The sequence below is a fragment of the Bacillus sp. BML-BC051 genome (assembly GCF_019656175.1).
Taxonomy (GTDB): Bacteria; Bacillota; Bacilli; order Bacillales; family Bacillaceae_G; genus Bacillus_A; species Bacillus_A mobilis.
In genome coordinates this window covers 20,052-39,747 of sequence record NZ_BPLI01000055.1, presented here as the reverse complement: position 1 = coordinate 39,747, position 19,696 = coordinate 20,052, and the positions used below count along the sequence as shown (strand labels likewise).

The window sequence follows — 19,696 nt, the reverse complement described above, 5'->3', positions numbered from 1 at the left end:
TTTAACAGAAAATTTTAATAAAATAGAAATATAAATATACAAAAAATATATTCGTGTGTATAATATGAATTATTAGAACATATATATATTTCTATTTGTTTGAAAATGAAAGGGCTAACATTTTTGTGGAGGGTGGAAGTATGAAAAAAAAGATGCCAGTTTTTGTAGTATCAACAGTAGCGATGAGCATGATGTTAGGGGCATGTAGCTACCAAAAAGATGAACCGCAAGCGAACGCAAAAGGGGATAGCGGGAAAAGCGGTGCGAAGCAAGTTATTAACTTAATTGAAACACAAGAGATTCCAACGATGGACCCAGCGTTATCAGCTGATGCAGTTTCTTCAAGAGTAATGACTAATACGATGGAAGGCTTATACAGTTTAGGGAAAGATGATAAGTTAGTTCCTGGTGTAGCGAAGGAATTCCAAAAGTCAGAAGACGGTAAAAAATATACATTTAAATTACGTGAAGACGCAAAATGGTCAAATGGTGAGCCTGTGACGGCGAAGGATTTCGTATACGCATGGCAAAGAGCGATTAACCCAGATACAGCTGCGAAATCAGCGTACATTATGTATGATATAAAAAATGCAGAGAAAATTAATAAAAAAGAGATGAGTCCAGATCAATTAGGCGTGAAAGCGATTGATGATCATACATTAGAAGTGGAATTGGACAATTCAATTCCATACCTTGTAGATTTAATGGTATATCCAATCTTCTATCCTGTGAATGAAAAGTTTGTGAAAGAGCAAGGTACGAAGTTTGGTTTGGAAGCGAATACAACACTGTATAACGGACCATTTACATTAAGTGATTGGCAACATGAACGTAGCTTTAAAATGACAAAGAGTGCGTCATATTGGGACAATAAAGAAGTGAAGATTGAGGAAGTAAACTTTAATATTGTAAAAGATACGTCTACGCCAATTAATTTATATGAAACAAACGCAGTCGATCGAGCGACGTTATTAGCAGAGTTCATCGATAAATATAAAGGAAAACCAGATTTCCAAACAGTAGAAGATACATCTGTATTCTTCCTTCGTTTAAATCAAAAAGACCCAGCTTTAGCAAATAAAAATATTCGTAAAGCAATTTCACTTGCTTTTGAACGTAAGCCGTTCGTTGATACATTATTAAATAACGGTTCTAAGCCAGCAACAGGATTAATTCCTGATAACTTCATTAAAGGGCCAGATAAGAAAGACTTCCGTGCTGTAAATGGAGATATTGTAAAACCAAACGTGAAAGAAGCGAAGAAATATTGGGAAGCTGGTAAAAAAGAGCTTGGTAAAAATGAAATCGAATTAGAGTTATTAAATGAAGATGTTGAATTATCGAAGAAAACAGGTGAATATTTAAAAGGTGAATTAGAAAAGAATTTACCAGGTTTAACAGTGAAAATTAAACAACAACCATTCGCGCAAAAACTAAAACTAGAAGATGCAGGCGATTATGTCATGTCATTCTCTGGATGGAGTGCAGACTTCCCAGATCCAGTTACATACCTTGATATGTTTGTGACGGACGGATCGCAAAATAAAATGAAATACTCTAATCCGAAATATGATGAAATTATCATGAAAGCGAAGAAAGATGGAAGCGATGTAAATGCCCGTTGGAAAACCTTACTAGAAGCAGAGAAAATGTTACTTGATGACGCTGCGATTGTTCCAGTATATCAACGTGGTAGAGCATATATACAAAGAGAATCAATTAAAAATATGTACAATCATAAATATGGCGGCGATTTAAGCTTTAAATGGGCGTCAGTAGAGAAATAAGAAAAAAGCAGGTGATTGCCTGCTTTTTTTAATACGTACGTTTCTTATAAATACCTTTCCCGCCAACTTGATTCCAGCCGGATTGCACATCCAAACTTTTATTAACAAACTTCATTTTTTCTTTTCCGCCAAAGAGTTTTTCACCGATGCTATTTGTAATGACACCAACCAATGCTGTTATTCCGATGATGAGGGCAGCAACCGTGACAAAATCAATAAAAAAAGCAATCATTTGTAAATTCCCCCTTTGCCTGTCTGTATTTTTATTGTATGAGATAAAAGGTAAAAAAGAAAGAAATGTCAGAAAAATAATTAATTTGTTTTAGAAATCGTATAGACATGAAGGAGAATGTTTGTTAAAATGAGAACAAACGTTCCTTTTTATTCTCATTTATATAGTCTTACATTTCTTAATTGATTTATCAAGAAAAGGTAAGAAAACGTTCTCTTTTTTATAGGAAAGATTCTGGGAAAATAACTATATATCATATGAATAATCTATGAAAAGCAAGTGTTAAGAGGGTTGGAGGTATTGTTAAAGTACAGATGAAGCGAGTGTGATCATGTTGCATAGCAGAGGTATACACGGAAGAGTTTTCTCAATTAGAAGGAAATTTACTGTATATTTCTTGCAAAATCTATTGTATAATGATTATAGAAGTTACTTATTAAAAGTAATTGTTGTTTGCTAAAAGTTGTTGCTTACATGAAATGCGATTTTTGCACTTTGTTTTAAGACAAGGTATCGCAAAAAATTGCTGAATTTAGAAATTTAAACTGTAATTAGTACAGAATTTGTACTCTTTAAGGAGAGTGAGCTTTGTATGGTAACATTATATAGTTCTCCAAGCTGTACGTCTTGTAGAAAGGCGAAATTATGGCTAGAGGAAAATCATATTCCTTATACAGAACGTAATATTTTCTCAGATCCATTAACGATTGAGGAAATTAAAGAGATTTTACGTATGACAGAAAGCGGAACGGATGAGATTATTTCTACTCGTTCGAAAGTTTTCCAAGAATTAAATGTAAACTTAGAGTCTTTACCACTTCAAGATTTATATAAGATGATTCGTGACTATCCAGGGATTTTACGTCGTCCAATTATGATTGACGAGAAACGCCTTCAAGTAGGTTACAATGAAGACGAAATCCGCCGTTTCTTACCACGTACAGTAAGAACGTTCCAATTACGTGAAGCACAGCGTCTTGTAAATTAATTATAATAATATGAAAACCTTCTACTTATTATATAGTAGAAGGTTTTTTTTAATGTTTCACATTTCGTAATCGAACTTGTTGCACGATAATACCGATGCATAAAATGGTGAAAATAAATAAGTAAGGAATGCTTGCGGTGAAACTTGGGTTGTTATGAAAAAAGGTTGCAAGTCGGTCTTCATGTGTGACCATTTTTCCGGCTGTATAGGCGAGAATCGCTGCCCCGCAATAAATGAGGAATGGAAAGCGTTCCATAAGTATTAAAATAAGTTTGCTGCCCCAAATAATAATCGGGATAGAAATGAGTAAGCCAATTATTACGAGTGAAAATCTTCCATGAGCTGCACCTGCAATGGCAATAACATTGTCAAACCCCATAACGAGATCCGCGAATACAATTGTACGCACAGCTTGAAATAAAGTTGTTTTCCCCTGAATAGCAGATAGATCGTTGCTATTATCAGTTAGTAAATTTACTGCAATTAATGTAAGTAAAACGCCTCCGATAAGTTGCAGAAATGGAATGTCGAGTAAATAGACAGCTAGTATAGTAAGGATAATTCTTAGTACGATTGCTAAAAGAGTACCAATCAAAATGGCTTTATTTCGTTTCGATTCAGGTAAATTTCGACTAGCTAGTGCGATAACGATTGCATTGTCACCACCTAATACAACATCGATACCGACAATCATTAGTACAGATGTTAAAAACTCTAAGTCCATTCGTCTGCCTCCATTTATGATGTTTTAATAAGCGAACTATATGTATGTGGTGAAGAGAGATTAAATCATTTTCTCTAATAAAAGTTTCACTTTATTACAGTGTACGGGGGAAGGTGGAAATGTATGTCCAAATTTTTTGTGAGTAAGAAATCGCTATAATGATATATTTGTGTAGATGAGCGAATAAAGATAGGCATATAACTATTTTTGTAAAATAAATCGATTTTATTTCCATTCTGGAGAATCTTATCATAAAATGAGAGTACAAGAATCTATTGATTTGTCATATGAGTGGGGAATCCCTTCATAACAATTCTAAGCAGGAAGGGAGAGTTGTATTTTGGATATTGAAAGAATTAATGACCATACGATGAAATTTTTTATTACGTACATTGACATAGAGGACAGAGGGTTTAATCGTGAAGAAATTTGGTACGACCGCGAACGAAGTGAAGAGCTCTTTTGGGAGATGATGGACGAAGCTCGTGATCATGATGATTTCTTTATTGATGGACCGTTATGGATTCAAGTGCAAGCAGTCGATAAAGGGATTGAAGTACTTGTAACGAAAGCAGAGCTTTCAAAGGATGGACAAAAGTTAGAACTACCAATAGGTGTAGATAAAATTATAGACATTCCTCTAGATGAAGGCATTGAATCATTATTCCAGCAAGAATTAGTGGAAGAGGTAGAGGAACAAACAGGAACAAACTTTAACGAAGATGGTACGTTTGGCTTTTTAATTAAGTTTAATGATTTTGAAGATGTCATTTCATTAAGCCACCGTCTTATCTTTGAAGATATAAAAGATGAGCTGTATTCATTTGAGAACCGCTATTATGTATATGTGGAATTCGATGAAGTGCTACATGATGAAGAAGAAATTGATCGTATTTTAAGTATTGTTTTAGAGTACGGAGAAGAATCAACTTTAACAATTCATCGTGTAAGTGAGTATGGGAAACAAATTGTGAAAGAGCATGCGCTTGAAACAATTCGCAATAATTTTCCTGCTAAAACGTAGGCCGATTTCTGTAGTATGAAATCGGCTTTTTATATGAAGAATAGGAAAGCTTTCTTAGTAAGGAGGTAAGAGATGAAAAATACGTTAAAGTTGATTTTCTTTGTTTTACTATTGTTCGCATTATTTGTTTCGTTACGTATGTTTATTGATGTAGCATTTTATTCGGATGTAATTGGGATAAAAGATGTGTCGATCCTAGGTATTATTAGTATTTTATTTACAGTATCTGCATTTTTAATTGGCTGTGTTATTTTCTTAGAGAACCGTCATCCGTCAAAAACACTTACATGGCTTATTGTGTTAGGTATTTTTCCGGTGTTTGGATTCTTCGCTTATTTATTATTCGGACAGAACTTTCGGAGGAAGAGAATGTTCCAAAAGAAGGCGTTGCTCGATGAACAAGCGTTTTTACAATATAAGGGACATGAAGATTATGAAGAACGGATTTTGCGCAATCATAAGCATCAAGAGCTGTTATTTCGTTTAGCGGATCGCTTAGGCGCTTTAAATATTTCATTTCAAACTGAAACGAGAACATTAACAAATGGAGATGAAACGTTTCAGGCCATTTTAGATGGATTAAAACGAGCGAAACATCACATTCATATGGAATATTACATTGTGCGTGATGATAAGCTTGGAACAGAAATTAAAGATATTTTAATACAAAAATCAAAAGAAGGCGTAGTTGTTCGTTTTTTATATGATGCGGTTGGAAGTTTTAGATTATCGAATTCGTATATTGAAGAATTAAACGACGCAGGTGTTGAAATGATTCCGTTTTTCCCTGTACGCTTTCCGATTTTAAACGATAAGATTAATTATCGAAACCACCGAAAAATCGTTATTATCGATGGGAATGAAGGATTTGTAGGTGGATTAAATATTGGTGATGAATATTTAGGGAAGGATAAGTACTTCGGTTTTTGGCGAGACACGCATTTATATTTGCGTGGTGAAGCTGTTCAAAGCTTGCAACTTATTTTCCTTCAAGATTGGTTTTATATGACTGGTGAGGCTGTGCTAGCTCCTGAATATTTACAAGCGAAAGCAGTTGAGGGAGATCATTGGGGAGGCGTGCAGCTCGTTGCAGGTGGACCGGATAATAAATGGGAAACAATTAAACATTTATATTTTGCCATGATTTCTTCTGCACGGAAATCCATTTGGATTGCGACGCCGTATTTCATTCCAGACGATGATATTTTATCCGCATTAAAGGTAGCTGCACTTGCTGGTATTGATGTTCGTTTATTAATGCCGAGTAAGCCCGATAAGCGCACCGTCTTTTACGCATCGAGATCGTACTTCCCAGAGCTTTTAGATGCAGGGGTAAAGATATATGAATACGAAAAAGGTTTTCTTCATAGTAAAGTTGTCATTGTCGATTCCGATTTAGCTTCAATTGGAACCGCTAATATGGATATGAGAAGTTTTCATTTGAACTTTGAAGTAAATGCCTTTTTATATGATACAGACAGCATTCGAAAACTCGTTCAAGATTTTAAAGAGGATATAGAAGAATCAAGTGAAATTCATGTGGATCGTTTTCATAAAAGGCGTCTTCATAGACGAATTGTTGAATCGACGTATCGATTATTATCACCTTTATTATAAAAAGAGATGTCCGAAATTGGGACATCTCTTTTTTAAAAGGAATTTGTAATAAATTGTAGAATATAAGGAGCTGAAAGGGTGTGATTCTGATGTTTATCGCTAAAAGAGAAAACGGAGAAAAAATTCATCTACTCTATCATCATGATGAAGAGCTTTTACATCGTATGCGTAAAATAGAAAGCTTCTTTTGCATAGCTTGCGGGAAAGAAGTGCAAATGAAATTAGGGAAACAAAAGAGTTGGCATTTTGCTCATAAAAAAATGGACGCATGTCTTGCCTTTTATGAAGCAGAATCTATGTATCATAGGCACGGTAAAGAATTGTTATATAGATGGTTCAAACGTCAAAACTTCCCTGTATATATAGAGCATTATCTTCCAGAGATTCAGCAACGACCAGATATTTTTATAGAGAGAGCAGGGAGAACAATCGCGATTGAATACCAATGCGCTAATCTCTCTATAGAGCAGCTGTACAAACGAACCTATACGTATTGGCGAGCTGGTATACAGGTCATTTGGATCATTGGTGGAAATCAATTGAAAAAGCAATCAGCATATTGGATGAAATTCTCCTCACTTATGGCTTTCTCCTTACAATCTTATCCTCAGCCATTTCTAATTTTTTTCTGTCCGAAACAAAAATCATTTCTGAAATGCGCGTTTATCACTTCATTTTCTACAAGCATCTCTTTCTCACATATTATATATTTACCAACTGAAACAACTACTTTTGAAATGCTCTTTTCTCCCGTCTTTTTCCGAAAAGAAACATTAGGTGAGGAATGGAAAAAGCGAAAGAGCTACTTTCGGCAAAATGCTTTACCAATTTGGAATTACAATCATAAGTCACTATTACGCCTCTTATATCAATGTAAATGTACCCCAGCAAATTTTCCTTCTGAAATCGGTGTACCACTCCCGTCCTCATTTGCTTTTCAAACAAATCCATTTATATGGCAAGCTTTTCTATATATGAAGTGTATAGGTGAGCTTGCGGTAGGGGATTGTATTTCCCTTCAATATGTATGTAGTTATGTGAAAACGTATACGAAAAGGCGCATGCTCCCGTACTTTTCACCACATATATGGAAAGTAGCAGTTACTGAGTATATGACATTTTTATGTTATGCAGGTGTATTGCAGAACGTAGGGACTTATAAGTACCAGAAAAAAAGAGAGCTAGTTATGTTAAAAACAGAGGAGGAAGTTATAAAATATGATGAAATTTGCTTAGCGTATGCCTTATCTTTATTTGAGGCAAAGTACAACATGAGAGAAGGAAAAGGGGATATAATAAAGACTGATCGTGAAGGAATTACATAAGAAAAATCGAATTGTATGTAAGTAGAGATATTTAAAGGAGGGCTTAAAGGATGTCTGAACAAAACACAGCAAAAACATTACCAGATCGCAAAGAAATTGAAGAATCAAGTACGTGGCGATTAGAAGATATTTTCCAAACAGATGCAGAATGGGAAAAAGAATTCCAAGCCATTAAAGAGCTATTACCGAAGTTAACTGAATTTAAAGGGAAACTTGGTGACTCTGCGAACAATTTACTTGAAGCATTACAATATGAAGATGAAATTTCAATGCGATTAGGTAAGCTATATACATATGCACATATGCGTTACGATCAAGATACAACAAACTCTGTGTATCAAGCGTTAAATGACCGCGCGACAAATTTATATTCACAAGTATCTAGTAGCACAGCATATATTGTGCCTGAAATTTTATCGATTTCAGAAGATACATTGCAAACATTCTTGAAAGAAAATAGAGACTTAAGTGTATATGAACATGCATTAGAAGAAATTACGCGTCAACGCCCGCACGTATTATCTGAAGCGGAAGAGGCTCTATTAGCAGAAGCATCTGAAGTAATGAGTGCATCAAGTAATACATTTGGTATGTTGAATAATGCGGATTTGAAATTCCCATCTATTAAAGGTGAGGATGGAGAAGAAGTAGAAATTACACATGGTCGTTACATTCAGTTTTTAGAAAGCGATGATCGTCGTGTGCGCGAAGATGCATTCAAAGCTGTATATGAAACATACGGAAAATATAAGAATACATTTGCAAGTACGTTAAGCGGAGCTGTGAAACGTAATAATTTCAATGCACGTGTTCGTAAATACGATTCTGCACGTCAAGCGGCATTAAGTAATAATAATATTCCTGAAGCTGTGTATGATCAACTTGTTGAATCTGTAAATGATAATTTACACTTGCTACATCGTTACATTGATATTCGTAAGCGTGCACTAGGGCTTGATGAGCTTCATATGTATGATTTATATACACCACTTGTACCAGAAGTGAAAATGAACGTGAAGTATGAAGAAGCACAAGACATGTTGTTAAAATCTTTAAACGTACTTGGTGATGAGTATGTTGACATTTTAAAAGAAGCATATGAAAATCGCTGGGTAGATGTGTATGAGAATAAAGGGAAGCGAAGCGGAGCATATTCATCTGGTGCATATGGAACAAATCCGTATATTTTAATGAACTGGCATGATAATGTAAATAATTTATATACACTTGCTCATGAGTTCGGTCATTCTGTGCATAGTTACTACACAAGAAAAACGCAGCCGCACGTATATGGCGATTATTCAATCTTCGTTGCAGAAGTAGCATCAACTTGTAATGAAGCGCTTCTAAACGATTATTTATTAAAAACGACAGAAGATAAGAAAGAGCGTCTATACTTATTAAATCATTATTTAGAAGGATTCCGTGGTACTGTATTCCGTCAAACGATGTTCGCGGAGTTTGAGCATATTATTCATAAGAAAGTACAAGAGGGACATGCGGTTACGCCAGACATGTTAACGGAGATCTACTATGATTTAAATAAGAAATATTTCGGTGATGCTTTAGTAATCGATGAAGAAATTGGTTTAGAGTGGTCTCGTATTCCGCACTTCTACTACAACTATTACGTATATCAATACGCAACAGGATTTAGTGCAGCAACAGCTCTATCTAAACAAATTTTAGAAGAGGGGCAACCAGCAGTAGAACGTTACATTAATGAGTTCTTAAAAGCAGGAAGCTCAGATTATCCAATTGAAGTGCTGAAAAAAGCTGGAGTAGATATGGCATCTCCAGAACCGGTAAAAGAAGCATTGCAAGTATTTGAAGAGAAATTAAATGAATTAGAAGCATTATTATTTGAAGAGAAGTAATAGTAAAGACGAGGAATTTACCTCGTCTTTTTTGTTTTAAATGTTTTTTGTCGATTTTTGTCGGAAAAATAAAGTGAATTTCCTTGTTTTTTCTAAATTAGAAGGCAATTTTGCGATTTTTTTGTAATTAGAACCCTTTAAATCGTTTTTTATGGTTGAAATAAGAGAGAGCGATGACGATGACTCCAAATAAAAGAGGGAAGGCAATAATTTTAGGAAAAGCTTGTAGTAGAGAGAGGATGTACAAGAAAAAAGAAACGATGACAGCTAGAATGATAAGTAAAATATACGTTTTTTTCATACAGAACACCTCCAAAATAGCTTTTTTATAGCTTATTCAGAAATGAAAACGTTTAGAATGTGACAAAAGTGTGAAATTCGACAAAAGGGGTTGTCATCTGACGTCGAATCTTGTAATATAATAAGCGTGAACGAATTCACATACAAACATATACCCCTTTGTTTGAACGTGAAAATTTCTCCCATCCCCTTTAATATTTTTATAAGCCGTAAAGAAGAAGACCTGGTGTTTTACACCAGGTCTTTTTCTTTTGCTATCCATTTCCAATAACGCTCACATTTTACGTCAATCATTTGTACTTTTCGTTTCAGTTGTAATTTTTTCAGTTCGCGCTCGATTTCTTGTTGCGAGCAGTCATATATAAATGCTACCTCTTTTGAAGATATAAATTGCGTTGCTTCTAATAACACTTCTAAAGGTGGTAATGGTTCTGGTTCAATTTCGCATTTTACAAGTTCTTTCAATAATTGTACGTATACGTCGTAGGAATAAGTTCCAGCGATTTTAATACCTTCTTCATCTGAATTCGCATGAAAAAATACGAGAGAAGGTATTTCTGTAATATGCATCTCATTTGTGAATTTTAAGTCACATTGGAAAGCTTTTTTTGCGCTAGTGGAATGTAGGTCTTTTTTAAATTCTTCTACATCAATACCGCTATCTCTTGCACATGCAAGTAATAATTCGCAGTCAGGGTTTGATACATTTTCAAGGAAAATGTATTCTTGGAGTTTTCGCAAAAACTTCGAACCTGCTTTTCGGCCCTGCAACTCCGCTGCCTTAATTGCCATCGAAACTAAATATGGTGTTGACGATGCCTCTTGCATATGTACCTTTCCATCACATGAAAAACCTTGTAAACTTGTTGTCTTTTCCCACACAAATCGAATATTAGCAGGTTTATTCCATTTGTGTGAGGAAGCGTTCGTTCCGTCCACTTTTCCTGTTACGATATGACGAATAGAGAAGTATTTCCCATATTCAAGCCATAGTTTAATAATAAAGGGCTCAATTTCCCAGCAATCTTTACAAAGTGGATCAATAAATAAATATGCTTCTACAGACTTATGCTCACATGCGGAAGGAGATGGCATATTTATATGCTTTGCTTCCTGCTTATCCATTACACTTCACCTGTTTCGTTTGGAGTATTAACCATATGCTGAGCAGTTAATGCTAAACGTTCAAAAACGAACTCTCTTATATGACCGTGCACTCCTGTGTCATCCATTGCTTGCTCCATGCATGATAGCCAAGCCTCTGCTCGTTTTGGCGTAATCTCAAACGGAAGATGGCGTGCTCTTAACATAGGATGACCATGTTCTTCAGTGTACAAATTCGGACCACCTAAATATTGTGTTAAAAATTGCTTCTGCTTCCTAGCGGTTTCTGTTAAATCATCCGGGAAGATGGGAGATAGGTCAGGGTGTTTACTGACATAGGAATAAAACGTGTCTACTAATATTGCAATGCATTGTTCACCGCCAATTGCTTCAAATGGTGTCATCGGTTGCTTGCTCATCCTTTATAAACTCCTTTTTCCATGAAATGTATATCTATTGTAGCAATGGAATGTTCCAGAGGGCAAATAAATAGCCTTCATAACGTTCTTTGCTTATTTTACAGATGTAAAAGAATCTTTTCCTTTTAAAAAATGAGATATATCCACTAGTAGAACGTATTCACTAGTGGAATTTTCACTTTAGCGTGCTTTGTTTTGTTTGGCAAGGAAAAAGCGTTTTACTTTATTATTTGTATGACGGATTGGTATGTCGTGCTGCTTTAATAAATGAATAAATGCAGCTTTTCCTGTTTCTTCATCTTGCACTTCAAATTCAATTTCATAATCATCGTGATTGTAATAGAAACTATGATCAAAGACAAGTGTTCCGCCTTCAAATAGTGTTTCGGCTCTTTCAGTTGTTAAACTACCCATATAAGTTAAAGCGGAAACAGGAATTTGTAATTTGTGTAGTTGATCCATTACAGCCCCTGGAATGATTACGTTTGTTTCCATCATCATTCTTGCTTCGTCTTCTGTTACGACTTGATGAGTTTCCAGCAAGCCGACTTCTGCAGGTTGTTTCAATGTTAATGTATAAGTTTCTCCTTTATGACGAATACGAAGTGCAGAGCCAGCTTCTTTTAATGAGAAGCCTGGTGTTTCAAAGTAGTGATTCACCTGTTTCGTAAATACCTCAATAGAGAATGATTTACATAATGTATCGAATTCTGCTTCTGTAACAATATTTTTAAATTCAATTTCAATTTCTTGTGTCATTGTATGCGCACTCCTTTTAAAAAATAATTCTTTACACATTATCGCTTTTTCATAAATTTGGTTCAATGTTTTATTTGTTTGCGTCCATGTTATGATACAATAATACTGTTAAGTAAGACAGGAAGTTGAGATGGAGGAGTTAGAGCATGCAAAATAAAATTCAAGTTAAGAGCGTAGAAAAGAGAGAGAATGCGCTTATTTTTTGTGCGGAAAATAATGAAATAGAGGTAAAGGAGTTAAGTGCGCGTAATCACGTACTTGTAGACTCAGACAATTTATCATTTTTATATATTTTAGAAAACGAATCATCTTTCATTTATGTAAGTATTCCGCACACATGTTGGGAAGCAATGCATGAAGCGATGAATAACGATATAGTAATGTTCGTTCGTGTGAATGACGTTGAAATGGAATTAGAAAATTTAAAAGAAGAAGTAGAATATTTAGTTGAAAATATTGAAGGTAATGCAAATTACGGAGAAGAACTAGTAACTGCTGTAGAAAAAGTATTTCTATAAGCAAATGGATTGATTTTGGTGGTGGTTGAAATGAATCGAAATTGGGAAGAATTTTTAGCACCTTACCATCAAGCGGTGGCAGAGCTGAAAGTGAAACTAAAAGGAATGCGTACTCAATTTGCAATGTTAACAGAGCATTCTCCAATTGAGTTTGTAACAGGAAGGGTAAAGTCGGTTGCAAGTATTATTGATAAAGCGGAGAAGAGAAATGTACCGCTAAATCGGCTAAGAGAAGATATGCAAGACATCGCGGGCCTTCGAATGATGTGTCAATTTGTTGATGAAATCAAGCCTGTTGTAGAATATCTTCGAAAACGAAATGACTTTGAAATCGTGGAAGAACGTGATTATGTCACGCAAAAGAAAGATAGCGGTTATCGTTCTTATCACGTTGTCATTAGTTACCCCGTTCAAACGATTCAGGGAGAAAAAAAAGTATTGGTAGAAATCCAAATACGCACGTTAGCAATGAATTTTTGGGCAACAATTGAGCATTCTTTAAATTATAAATATAGTGGACGTTTTCCTGAAGATATTAAAATACGCTTGCAACGCGCAGCGGAAGCGGCGTTTTTATTAGATGAAGAAATGTCTTCTATTCGTCTTGAGATTCAAGAAGCGCAGAAAGCTTTTTCAAGAAAACAAGAAACGAAAGATTCCGAATCATAAACTAAAGGGTGTTGGGCGATGAAATTTACAATTATGTCAAAGGGAGATCAATCATCAGATACATTGGCAGGCACGATGAAAGAGTACTTGCTAGATTTTGGATTTATAATGGATGAAAAGGAACCCGATATTGTAATTTCTGTTGGGGGAGATGGAACACTTTTATATGCGTTTCATCGTTATTATAATCGATTGGATGAAACAGCATTTGTTGGTGTACATACAGGGCATTTAGGTTTCTATGCAGATTGGTTACCAACAGAAGTAGAGAAATTAGTAATTGCAATTGCTAAAACACCATTCCAAGTGGTGGAATATCCGCTTTTAGAAGTGATTATTCGCTATGTGAATGGGAGTAAAGAGTCACAGTATTTGGCGATGAATGAAGCAACTGTTAAAAGTGCGGAAGGTACATTAGTAACAGAAGTGGAAATACGCGGAGAGTACTTTGAAACGTTCCGCGGGGATGGCCTTTGTATTTCTACTCCTTCTGGAAGTACTGCGTATAATAAGGCGCTTGGCGGAGCGATTATTCACCCTTCTATTGAAGCGATTCAAATTGCAGAAATGGCATCTATTAATAACCGTGTGTTTCGTACTGTAGGCTCGCCGCTCGTACTGCCGAAGCATCATACATGTGTGTTGAAGCCGGCTGCAGGAATGAACTTACAAATTACGGTGGACCATTTAACGATGGTGCATCAAGATGTGAAATCAATCCAGTATCGCGTTGCAAACGAGAAAGTACGATTTGTTCGTTTCCGTCCATTCCCGTTCTGGAAACGAGTTCGTGACTCGTTTGTTGCAGATAAATAGAAAGGGTTTATATATTTGAACAGATTTACATTGAAATGGGATATAGAATCACCTGAAGAGGGAACTTTAGTTAGAGAATTTTTAAAAATAAAAGGGATTTCTAAAGCCGCATTAACGGATATAAAATTTCACGGCGGAGCTATTGAAGTAAATAATCAACATGCGAGCGTTCGTCATCAGTTGCAAGCTGGTGATGAATTACGTGTCTTTTTTCCAGTGGAGGAAAGAAGTGAAGGGATGATTGCGGAAGATATCCCTTTATGTATTGTATATGAAGATGATGCGGTTCTTGTCATAAACAAAGAGGCGAACATGTCAACGATTCCGTCTAGAGAACATCCGGCAGGGAGTGTTGCGAATGCGCTCTTATCTCATTATGATAAGCAGCATCTTGCAAGTACAGTGCACATCGTAACAAGGTTAGATCGTGATACTTCGGGGCTTATGCTTATTGCAAAAAATCGTTTCGTGCATCATCTTTTATCGAAACAGCATCAACAAAAAGCTGTGAAAAGAACATATGAAGCAATCGTTCATGGTGAGATGATCGAACGAGAAGGAACAATTGACGCACCGATTGGAAGAAAACCGGATAGCATTATCGAGCGAATAGTGTGTGAAGATGGGCAAAGAGCAGTTACTCATTTTAGAGTGATGGATAGCGCTAATCATAAGACGCATGTATCACTGGAGCTTGAGACAGGAAGAACGCATCAAATTCGTGTACATATGGCTCATATAGGACATCCGTTACTTGGCGATACTTTATATGGTGGGAAAAGGGATGAAATGAAACGACAAGCACTTCACAGTACATCATTGACGTTTTATCATCCTGTTTTAGAGAAGGAAATGTCTTTCACTACAACGATTCCAAGCGATATGCAAGAGGTAGTAAGGCATACTTAAAAAGGGAACAAAATTCTTATGTAATGAAGAATTTTGTTCCCTTTTTTCTTAGCGGAATAATATTAAAATTTGGTGTTCACCTGTGCGCTTTATAACGAAAAATCCACTTTCGGATTTTGTAGCAATGCCATCGTTATTTGGACGACAATATCCATGCGGTTCGCAAGTGCCGTCATCGCGTACGAACATTTGTCCAATTAATCCGACAGGAAGCCACTCGGTACGATCTTTTCTTGCTATATATTTGCAAGCTGGATCCCATTCTGTATTTAAAAGAGGTTGTATGTCTTGTGATTCTGTACATACATATTGACGTTTTCCAAAGCTATCTGTTTTATAGCGTTTTTGCCAACTTAAAGCACCACTATTTCCTATAAGGGCGGGGGTTGCACTAGATATTCCTAAAATGAATGAATCGTTTGAAGTAGCGACCCGAATTTTTTCTTCGCTACTAAATGTAACGAAATAACCTACATCAATAAGATTATTGTCTGCTGTTTCAAACATTTGTGCAAAATCAGTTCCACTTGCATTGTAAGAAGCGCCATCAATATACATTTCCCCATTATGAGCAAGCCACTTTGCACCGATATGATGATCAGTTTCATTTGTGCCATTTGCAATAAACCAAGAATAAGATTCTTCTGCTGTGCCGAAGCGCCCCATAATATGGCTACCTGCAAAATGAGCTGTTGATGTATGATTACCTTCCGCATGAGAAGAGAATCCGTTAGCGATAGTCGCAGTTCCTTCTGCATGTGCTGCTTCGCCTAAAGCGATTGTATGTTTACCTTCCGCATGAGAATAAGATCCGCCTGCTGTCGTTTCACTTCCTTCACTATGGGAACTATGTCCAGTTGCTTTCGTTTTTGATCCTTCTGCATGAGAGAAAGAAGCTTTTGCGTGTGTAAGAAGCCCTTCTGCATGTGAAGCTGTACCCTCTGCATGAGAGTGAAGCCCCTCTGCATATGCATACCGCCCACCTTTTTTTACTTTTGTATTTTCAGGAGTAGGGGTTTGAATTATGATTGTTTTTTCCGTTTGTATATCATTGGATGGTGCTAATGCTTCTTTTATTTTCTTCACTTGATTGATAATAGCAGCTGGAATTTCTGCTTCCGCTTTTTTATTTATTGCTACAGGTATATTTTCTTCTATATTTTTCTCTGTTTGCTCAGAGGGCACGATCTGTTCATTATGAGTAGAGAGAGGTTTATTTTTTTGCTGCATCTTTGTTTTTCTATTATCAATTATGCGGCTCATTACAGCATTTTCTAAAGAGACATATTTTGGTCTGGCTTTGTTTTTTGGGGATGCCTCTTGTCCTTCCAGTTCTTCTAAAGCTGCAGCTCGGATGCTACACCAGTTGTTAATTCCGTACATGGGCAGATAAAAAGGCGGGCATTTTCTTTTTTGTTTAGAAGATTTTTTCTTCATTCTGTCACCTCCTGCGACAGTATATGCCGTGTAATTAAAAAAAGATGCACTTTATTGCATCTTTTTTTAATTACTTTACCTAGTTTTTATATGAGAGCGGCCTAAATGATATGGTAATCTCTCGTAAGTTATGAAATTGGGCGAAACTTCTCTGGGACAAAAGGTAGGGAGGAAGGGACGGAAACAGTCTCCATTTCGGGATAACGTAATCCAGTTAAACTCCCGCCAAATACAGCACCAGTGTCAATATTAATTGTATGATTTACAAAGCGAGGTTCTTTTACAGGTGTATGTCCATATATAATCCAAGCTTTTCCTTTATATTCCTTCGCCCAGTCGCGACGGACAGGGGAGCCGTCAGCATGTTTCTCTCCTGTAATATCGCCATATAATACAAAGGTTTGTACTTTTTTATCTTGTCTTCCTATGTAATCTTGCCGAATTCCGGCGTGACATACAATTAACCTTTTTTCATCGAGTACGTGATATAAAGGAGATTGTTCATAAAGTGTGATGAATTTTTCTTTTATAATATTTTGTTTATGAGAAGGCAGTGCTTCATATTCGGCAACAGTTGTTTCGAGTCCATGAGCGATTGTTACATTACGCCCAAGGAAAAATCGGTATAGTTTATTACAGTGATTTCCCGGAGCGTAATAAGCTACTTTTTTATTTATGACAAGTTCCCATACAATTTCAATCATACGTAATGAATGAGGGCCGCGATCTGTAATATCACCAACAAATGCAAGCTTACGTTGATCAGGGTGAATCGGCAGGTCACGATTCCACTTATATCCGAGTTTCGTCGTTAATTCTTGAAACTCTTGGAAGCATCCATGAATATCCCCTATAATGTCATATTTCATATTTAAACCTCCATCATATTTTCCATTAGTATATCTAAAAAAGGATAGAGATAAAAATATATCGTTTTTTACTTTATTTAAACATAAAGAATTTTGTCCTTGAGCGAACGTTTAAAACAAATCCAATCGCTATCATGTATGTGAGTAAGGAACTTCCTCCGTAGCTCATAAGGGGTAGTGTGATTCCTGTAATCGGGAGTAACCCGATGGTCATCCCGATATTTTGAAATACTTGAAAAGTAAACATTCCGATTGTACCAGCGCAGATGTAACTACCAAAAGGATCATTACTTTCTAAAGCGATATGAATCATGCGGAAAATAAGTAGGAAAAAAAGTGCAATAATGACACTTGCACCTAAAAAGCCGAATTGCTCAGCGACATTAGTGAAAATAAAATCTGTATGTGGTTCTGGAAAGTATACTTGTCCATTTTCCCAACCTTTTCCTTGCATTTCTCCTGATCCAGTAGCTAAGAAAGCTTGTCTTAATTGATAGCCTTGCGCATCATATTTGTATGGAGCTAACCAGCCGTAAAAGCGATTTAGTTGATATTCTTGTAAAATGTGTGCTTTAAAGAATTTTGTATGAGTAAAAAAAATATAAGTTAATGTAAAGCTGGCTGCAAAAATGCCAGAAACTAATCCGAAAATAAAACGCCAACGTATACCAGAAACTAATATCATTGCTGCGAGCATAGCTGAAATTACCATCGTGTTTCCTAAATCAGGTTCCTTTGCAATAAATAGCAGGGGTGGTAAACTTGTTGCACAGATTTTTCCGAGTAATAAAAAATCGTCGTGTATTGTTCGAAAAAAATATTTCTCATTGTGATTTGCTATAATTCGTCCGGTGACGAGAATTAAAAACAATTTCATAATTTCAGAAGGCTGGAAATTTCCGATGCCTGGGAGCCTGTACCAAGCGGTAGCACCTTTAATTGTAACGGCACCTGGTACTTGAAGTTCTAGTCCAATGAGTAGTACCAGTGCAAAGCTATATAAATACCAAGCAATTTTTTGATAACGATCGAAATCAATAATCATAATGACACCAATTGCTATAAATCCAATGAAGTACCATTGAATTTGCTTTAATACAAAATTTACGCTTTGTAAAAATGGTGGTAAAGAAGCTTGTGCACTTGCAATTGCAAAGCAACTAACAGTCCCAATGGCAAATAAGATGAATAGTAATACGTAGTCTATTTGATATTGAGAATTTGGATCTTTCAATGTATGTATTCCTTTCTATCGCCTAGTAAGTATATGGATCATGTCATGATAAAAATAATATACAAGCAGACTATGGATACATTTATTCCACTATTTGTGGGAAGTCATACATCACGAGGAAGGAATAGCACCTCCCTTGTGATAGACTATATTGCACGGAGCTCTTTTGTAATGATATTTAAACAATAGGAAAGACGTGTATGTGTATTTATATCTGGAATGAGGTTTGGAAATAGATTGTAAAATTTGACCGCATTTTTATACCATCCGTAAGCTCGTATCAACCCCTTTTTATAATATTTGGCGTCTTGCAAGAAACCATACTTTTTCGAGGTTAAAACGAGCTGAGAAAAATCTTCGCAGCCTTCAAGGAATTTATGATGTACTTGCTGTCCAGTATGAAGGCGGAATGAACTTAAAGGTTCAGTGATATACATCGCATCACCTTTTGAAAGTAAATTGATCCAAGAGGCCATATCAACACTACAACCATATTTTCTACCATGTAAAGTGCCGAAAGGTTCTGTTAATAGGCTTTTTCTAAAGAGTACGATTGTAGGCTCACCGATAATATTTTGGCCCGTTATAAGCATACGGTTTCCAAAATCTTTCCCATTTAGTAGCGTATCTTCATCATATAATTTTTTCATGGAGGGATGTTGTTCAATTATATCTCCATTATCATTAATCCAAGTGCGATAGGATGTGATAAGTGCGAGATTTTTATTTAAGTCTTGTTGGAAATGAAACATCATTTTTTTAATTTTATTATTATAAAATATATCATCGTCCATTAAGAAATTTATGTACTCTCCATTTGACCGTTCTAAGAGCATAAGGGCGTTATTAAATTGTCCAAGAGTAGAGCTATTTCGAATGTACGTTATATGTTTATGCTTATGTAAATAATGTCTGTATATTAGTTTTTCTGTTTCATTATTTGTACTATCGTCTCCTACAATAATTTCGATATTTGAATACGTTTGTGCTAATGCGCTTTCTAGAGCAATTTTAAAATAATGTGGTCGATTATAGGTGGGAATAAGTATGGAAACGAGAGGCAGATTCTTTATATTATTCATATACAA

Annotated in this window: 20 protein-coding genes; 10 read left to right on the top strand and 10 right to left on the bottom strand. The window is 35.8% G+C overall.

The annotated features are described in order from the left end of the window. The first annotated feature begins 140 nt into the window (after nucleotides 1-140). Entirely contained in the window at nucleotides 141-1,787 is a 1,647-nt protein-coding gene (locus K5S59_RS21645; RefSeq protein WP_000728619.1) for a peptide ABC transporter substrate-binding protein, read from the top strand. A 28-nt stretch (nucleotides 1,788-1,815) separates the two neighbouring features. On the opposite strand, the gene K5S59_RS21640 is transcribed toward K5S59_RS21645, so the two are convergent. Further along, entirely contained in the window at nucleotides 1,816-2,019 is a 204-nt protein-coding gene (locus tag K5S59_RS21640) for a hypothetical protein (protein ID WP_097845339.1), read from the bottom strand. 592 nt (nucleotides 2,020-2,611) lie between these two features. On the opposite strand from K5S59_RS21640, the gene spx reads away from it, so the two are divergent. Beyond that, nucleotides 2,612-3,007 carry a transcriptional regulator Spx gene (spx, locus tag K5S59_RS21635; protein WP_000258267.1) on the top strand — a complete coding sequence of 132 codons (396 nt, stop codon included), beginning with the start codon at nucleotides 2,612-2,614 and terminating at the stop codon, nucleotides 3,005-3,007. A 49-nt stretch (nucleotides 3,008-3,056) separates the two neighbouring features. Here the strand turns inward: spx and K5S59_RS21630 are convergent, their stop codons facing one another. After that, nucleotides 3,057-3,731 (bottom strand): TerC family protein, encoded by a 675-nt coding sequence (locus K5S59_RS21630; RefSeq protein WP_000362606.1) that lies wholly within the window; start codon nucleotides 3,729-3,731, stop codon nucleotides 3,057-3,059. Nucleotides 3,732-4,071: 340 nt separating this feature from the next. Between K5S59_RS21630 and mecA the strand changes: the two genes are divergently transcribed. From mecA to pepF, 4 genes are all read left to right on the top strand, one after another. Beyond that, nucleotides 4,072-4,755, top strand: a complete 684-nt coding sequence (mecA, locus tag K5S59_RS21625) for an adaptor protein MecA (RefSeq protein WP_000350718.1) — start codon at nucleotides 4,072-4,074, stop codon at nucleotides 4,753-4,755. A gap of 72 nt (nucleotides 4,756-4,827) precedes the next feature. Then, the gene (locus K5S59_RS21620; RefSeq protein WP_000799208.1) at nucleotides 4,828-6,372 is read left to right on the top strand and encodes a cardiolipin synthase; all 1,545 of its coding nucleotides are present in this window, start codon (nucleotides 4,828-4,830) and stop codon (nucleotides 6,370-6,372) included. 80 nt (nucleotides 6,373-6,452) lie between these two features. Next, nucleotides 6,453-7,697: a competence protein CoiA gene (locus K5S59_RS21615; RefSeq protein ID WP_033655999.1), complete on the top strand. Its 1,245-nt coding sequence runs from the start codon at nucleotides 6,453-6,455 to the stop codon at nucleotides 7,695-7,697. A 50-nt stretch (nucleotides 7,698-7,747) separates the two neighbouring features. Then, nucleotides 7,748-9,574 (top strand): oligoendopeptidase F, encoded by a 1,827-nt coding sequence (gene pepF / locus K5S59_RS21610; RefSeq protein ID WP_000003387.1) that lies wholly within the window; start codon nucleotides 7,748-7,750, stop codon nucleotides 9,572-9,574. 127 nt (nucleotides 9,575-9,701) lie between these two features. On the opposite strand, the gene K5S59_RS21605 is transcribed toward pepF, so the two are convergent. The 4 genes from K5S59_RS21605 to K5S59_RS21590 all read right to left on the bottom strand — a co-directional run bounded on the left by K5S59_RS21605 (nucleotide 9,702) and on the right by K5S59_RS21590 (nucleotide 12,156). Beyond that, entirely contained in the window at nucleotides 9,702-9,875 is a 174-nt protein-coding gene (locus tag K5S59_RS21605) for a hypothetical protein (protein ID WP_002051510.1), read from the bottom strand. 230 nt (nucleotides 9,876-10,105) lie between these two features. After that, nucleotides 10,106-10,999, bottom strand: a complete 894-nt coding sequence (locus K5S59_RS21600; RefSeq protein ID WP_000360655.1) for a ClpXP adapter SpxH family protein — start codon at nucleotides 10,997-10,999, stop codon at nucleotides 10,106-10,108. Beyond that, on the bottom strand, nucleotides 10,999-11,397 hold the full coding sequence (locus tag K5S59_RS21595) for a globin domain-containing protein (RefSeq protein ID WP_000043382.1): 399 nt from the start codon (nucleotides 11,395-11,397) through the stop codon (nucleotides 10,999-11,001). Before K5S59_RS21595 ends, K5S59_RS21600 begins: the two co-directional genes overlap by 1 nt. A gap of 180 nt (nucleotides 11,398-11,577) precedes the next feature. Next, complete coding sequence (locus K5S59_RS21590; protein ID WP_000191099.1) at nucleotides 11,578-12,156, bottom strand: CYTH domain-containing protein; 579 nt, start codon at nucleotides 12,154-12,156, stop codon at nucleotides 11,578-11,580. Nucleotides 12,157-12,302: 146 nt separating this feature from the next. Here K5S59_RS21590 and K5S59_RS21585 point away from each other — a divergent pair, with 146 nt between their 5' ends. Genes K5S59_RS21585 through K5S59_RS21570 form a run of 4 tightly spaced genes read left to right on the top strand, consistent with a single transcriptional unit; the run spans nucleotide 12,303 to nucleotide 15,068 of the window. After that, entirely contained in the window at nucleotides 12,303-12,674 is a 372-nt protein-coding gene (locus K5S59_RS21585) for a UPF0738 family protein (RefSeq protein ID WP_001179996.1), read from the top strand. Between the two features lie 30 nt (nucleotides 12,675-12,704). Then, the gene (gene yjbM / locus K5S59_RS21580) at nucleotides 12,705-13,343 is read left to right on the top strand and encodes a GTP diphosphokinase (protein WP_001081484.1); all 639 of its coding nucleotides are present in this window, start codon (nucleotides 12,705-12,707) and stop codon (nucleotides 13,341-13,343) included. Nucleotides 13,344-13,361: 18 nt separating this feature from the next. After that, nucleotides 13,362-14,159 carry an NAD kinase gene (locus K5S59_RS21575; protein WP_000673186.1) on the top strand — a complete coding sequence of 266 codons (798 nt, stop codon included), beginning with the start codon at nucleotides 13,362-13,364 and terminating at the stop codon, nucleotides 14,157-14,159. Nucleotides 14,160-14,174: 15 nt separating this feature from the next. Further along, entirely contained in the window at nucleotides 14,175-15,068 is an 894-nt protein-coding gene (locus K5S59_RS21570; RefSeq protein WP_001079119.1) for an RluA family pseudouridine synthase, read from the top strand. A gap of 48 nt (nucleotides 15,069-15,116) precedes the next feature. Here the strand turns inward: K5S59_RS21570 and K5S59_RS21565 are convergent, their stop codons facing one another. From K5S59_RS21565 to K5S59_RS21550, 4 genes are all read right to left on the bottom strand, one after another. Continuing rightward, nucleotides 15,117-16,505: a peptidase G2 autoproteolytic cleavage domain-containing protein gene (locus K5S59_RS21565; protein WP_120449686.1), complete on the bottom strand. Its 1,389-nt coding sequence runs from the start codon at nucleotides 16,503-16,505 to the stop codon at nucleotides 15,117-15,119. A 128-nt stretch (nucleotides 16,506-16,633) separates the two neighbouring features. Further along, nucleotides 16,634-17,374, bottom strand: coding sequence for a bis(5'-nucleosyl)-tetraphosphatase PrpE (gene prpE, locus K5S59_RS21560; RefSeq protein ID WP_000872689.1), 741 nt, complete (start codon nucleotides 17,372-17,374; stop codon nucleotides 16,634-16,636). Between the two features lie 73 nt (nucleotides 17,375-17,447). Next, entirely contained in the window at nucleotides 17,448-18,608 is a 1,161-nt protein-coding gene (locus K5S59_RS21555; protein WP_000654716.1) for an FtsW/RodA/SpoVE family cell cycle protein, read from the bottom strand. Nucleotides 18,609-18,754: 146 nt separating this feature from the next. Next, nucleotides 18,755-19,690: a glycosyltransferase family 2 protein gene (locus tag K5S59_RS21550; protein WP_098872935.1), complete on the bottom strand. Its 936-nt coding sequence runs from the start codon at nucleotides 19,688-19,690 to the stop codon at nucleotides 18,755-18,757. Between the last annotated feature and the right edge of the window lie 6 nt (nucleotides 19,691-19,696).

Coding starts and splice junctions, on each gene's coding strand:
- K5S59_RS21645 (WP_000728619.1), top strand. CDS start 141: ATGAAAAAAAAGATGCCAGTTTTTGTAGTATCAACAGTAGCGATGAGC.
- K5S59_RS21640 (WP_097845339.1), bottom strand. CDS start 2,019: ATGATTGCTTTTTTTATTGATTTTGTCACGGTTGCTGCCCTCATCATC.
- spx (WP_000258267.1), top strand. CDS start 2,612: ATGGTAACATTATATAGTTCTCCAAGCTGTACGTCTTGTAGAAAGGCG.
- K5S59_RS21630 (WP_000362606.1), bottom strand. CDS start 3,731: ATGGACTTAGAGTTTTTAACATCTGTACTAATGATTGTCGGTATCGAT.
- K5S59_RS21620 (WP_000799208.1), top strand. CDS start 4,828: ATGAAAAATACGTTAAAGTTGATTTTCTTTGTTTTACTATTGTTCGCA.
- pepF (WP_000003387.1), top strand. CDS start 7,748: ATGTCTGAACAAAACACAGCAAAAACATTACCAGATCGCAAAGAAATT.
- K5S59_RS21605 (WP_002051510.1), bottom strand. CDS start 9,875: ATGAAAAAAACGTATATTTTACTTATCATTCTAGCTGTCATCGTTTCT.
- K5S59_RS21600 (WP_000360655.1), bottom strand. CDS start 10,999: ATGGATAAGCAGGAAGCAAAGCATATAAATATGCCATCTCCTTCCGCA.
- K5S59_RS21595 (WP_000043382.1), bottom strand. CDS start 11,397: ATGAGCAAGCAACCGATGACACCATTTGAAGCAATTGGCGGTGAACAA.
- K5S59_RS21590 (WP_000191099.1), bottom strand. CDS start 12,156: ATGACACAAGAAATTGAAATTGAATTTAAAAATATTGTTACAGAAGCA.
- K5S59_RS21585 (WP_001179996.1), top strand. CDS start 12,303: ATGCAAAATAAAATTCAAGTTAAGAGCGTAGAAAAGAGAGAGAATGCG.
- yjbM (WP_001081484.1), top strand. CDS start 12,705: ATGAATCGAAATTGGGAAGAATTTTTAGCACCTTACCATCAAGCGGTG.
- K5S59_RS21575 (WP_000673186.1), top strand. CDS start 13,362: ATGAAATTTACAATTATGTCAAAGGGAGATCAATCATCAGATACATTG.
- K5S59_RS21565 (WP_120449686.1), bottom strand. CDS start 16,505: ATGAAGAAAAAATCTTCTAAACAAAAAAGAAAATGCCCGCCTTTTTAT.
- prpE (WP_000872689.1), bottom strand. CDS start 17,374: ATGAAATATGACATTATAGGGGATATTCATGGATGCTTCCAAGAGTTT.
- K5S59_RS21550 (WP_098872935.1), bottom strand. CDS start 19,690: ATGAATAATATAAAGAATCTGCCTCTCGTTTCCATACTTATTCCCACC.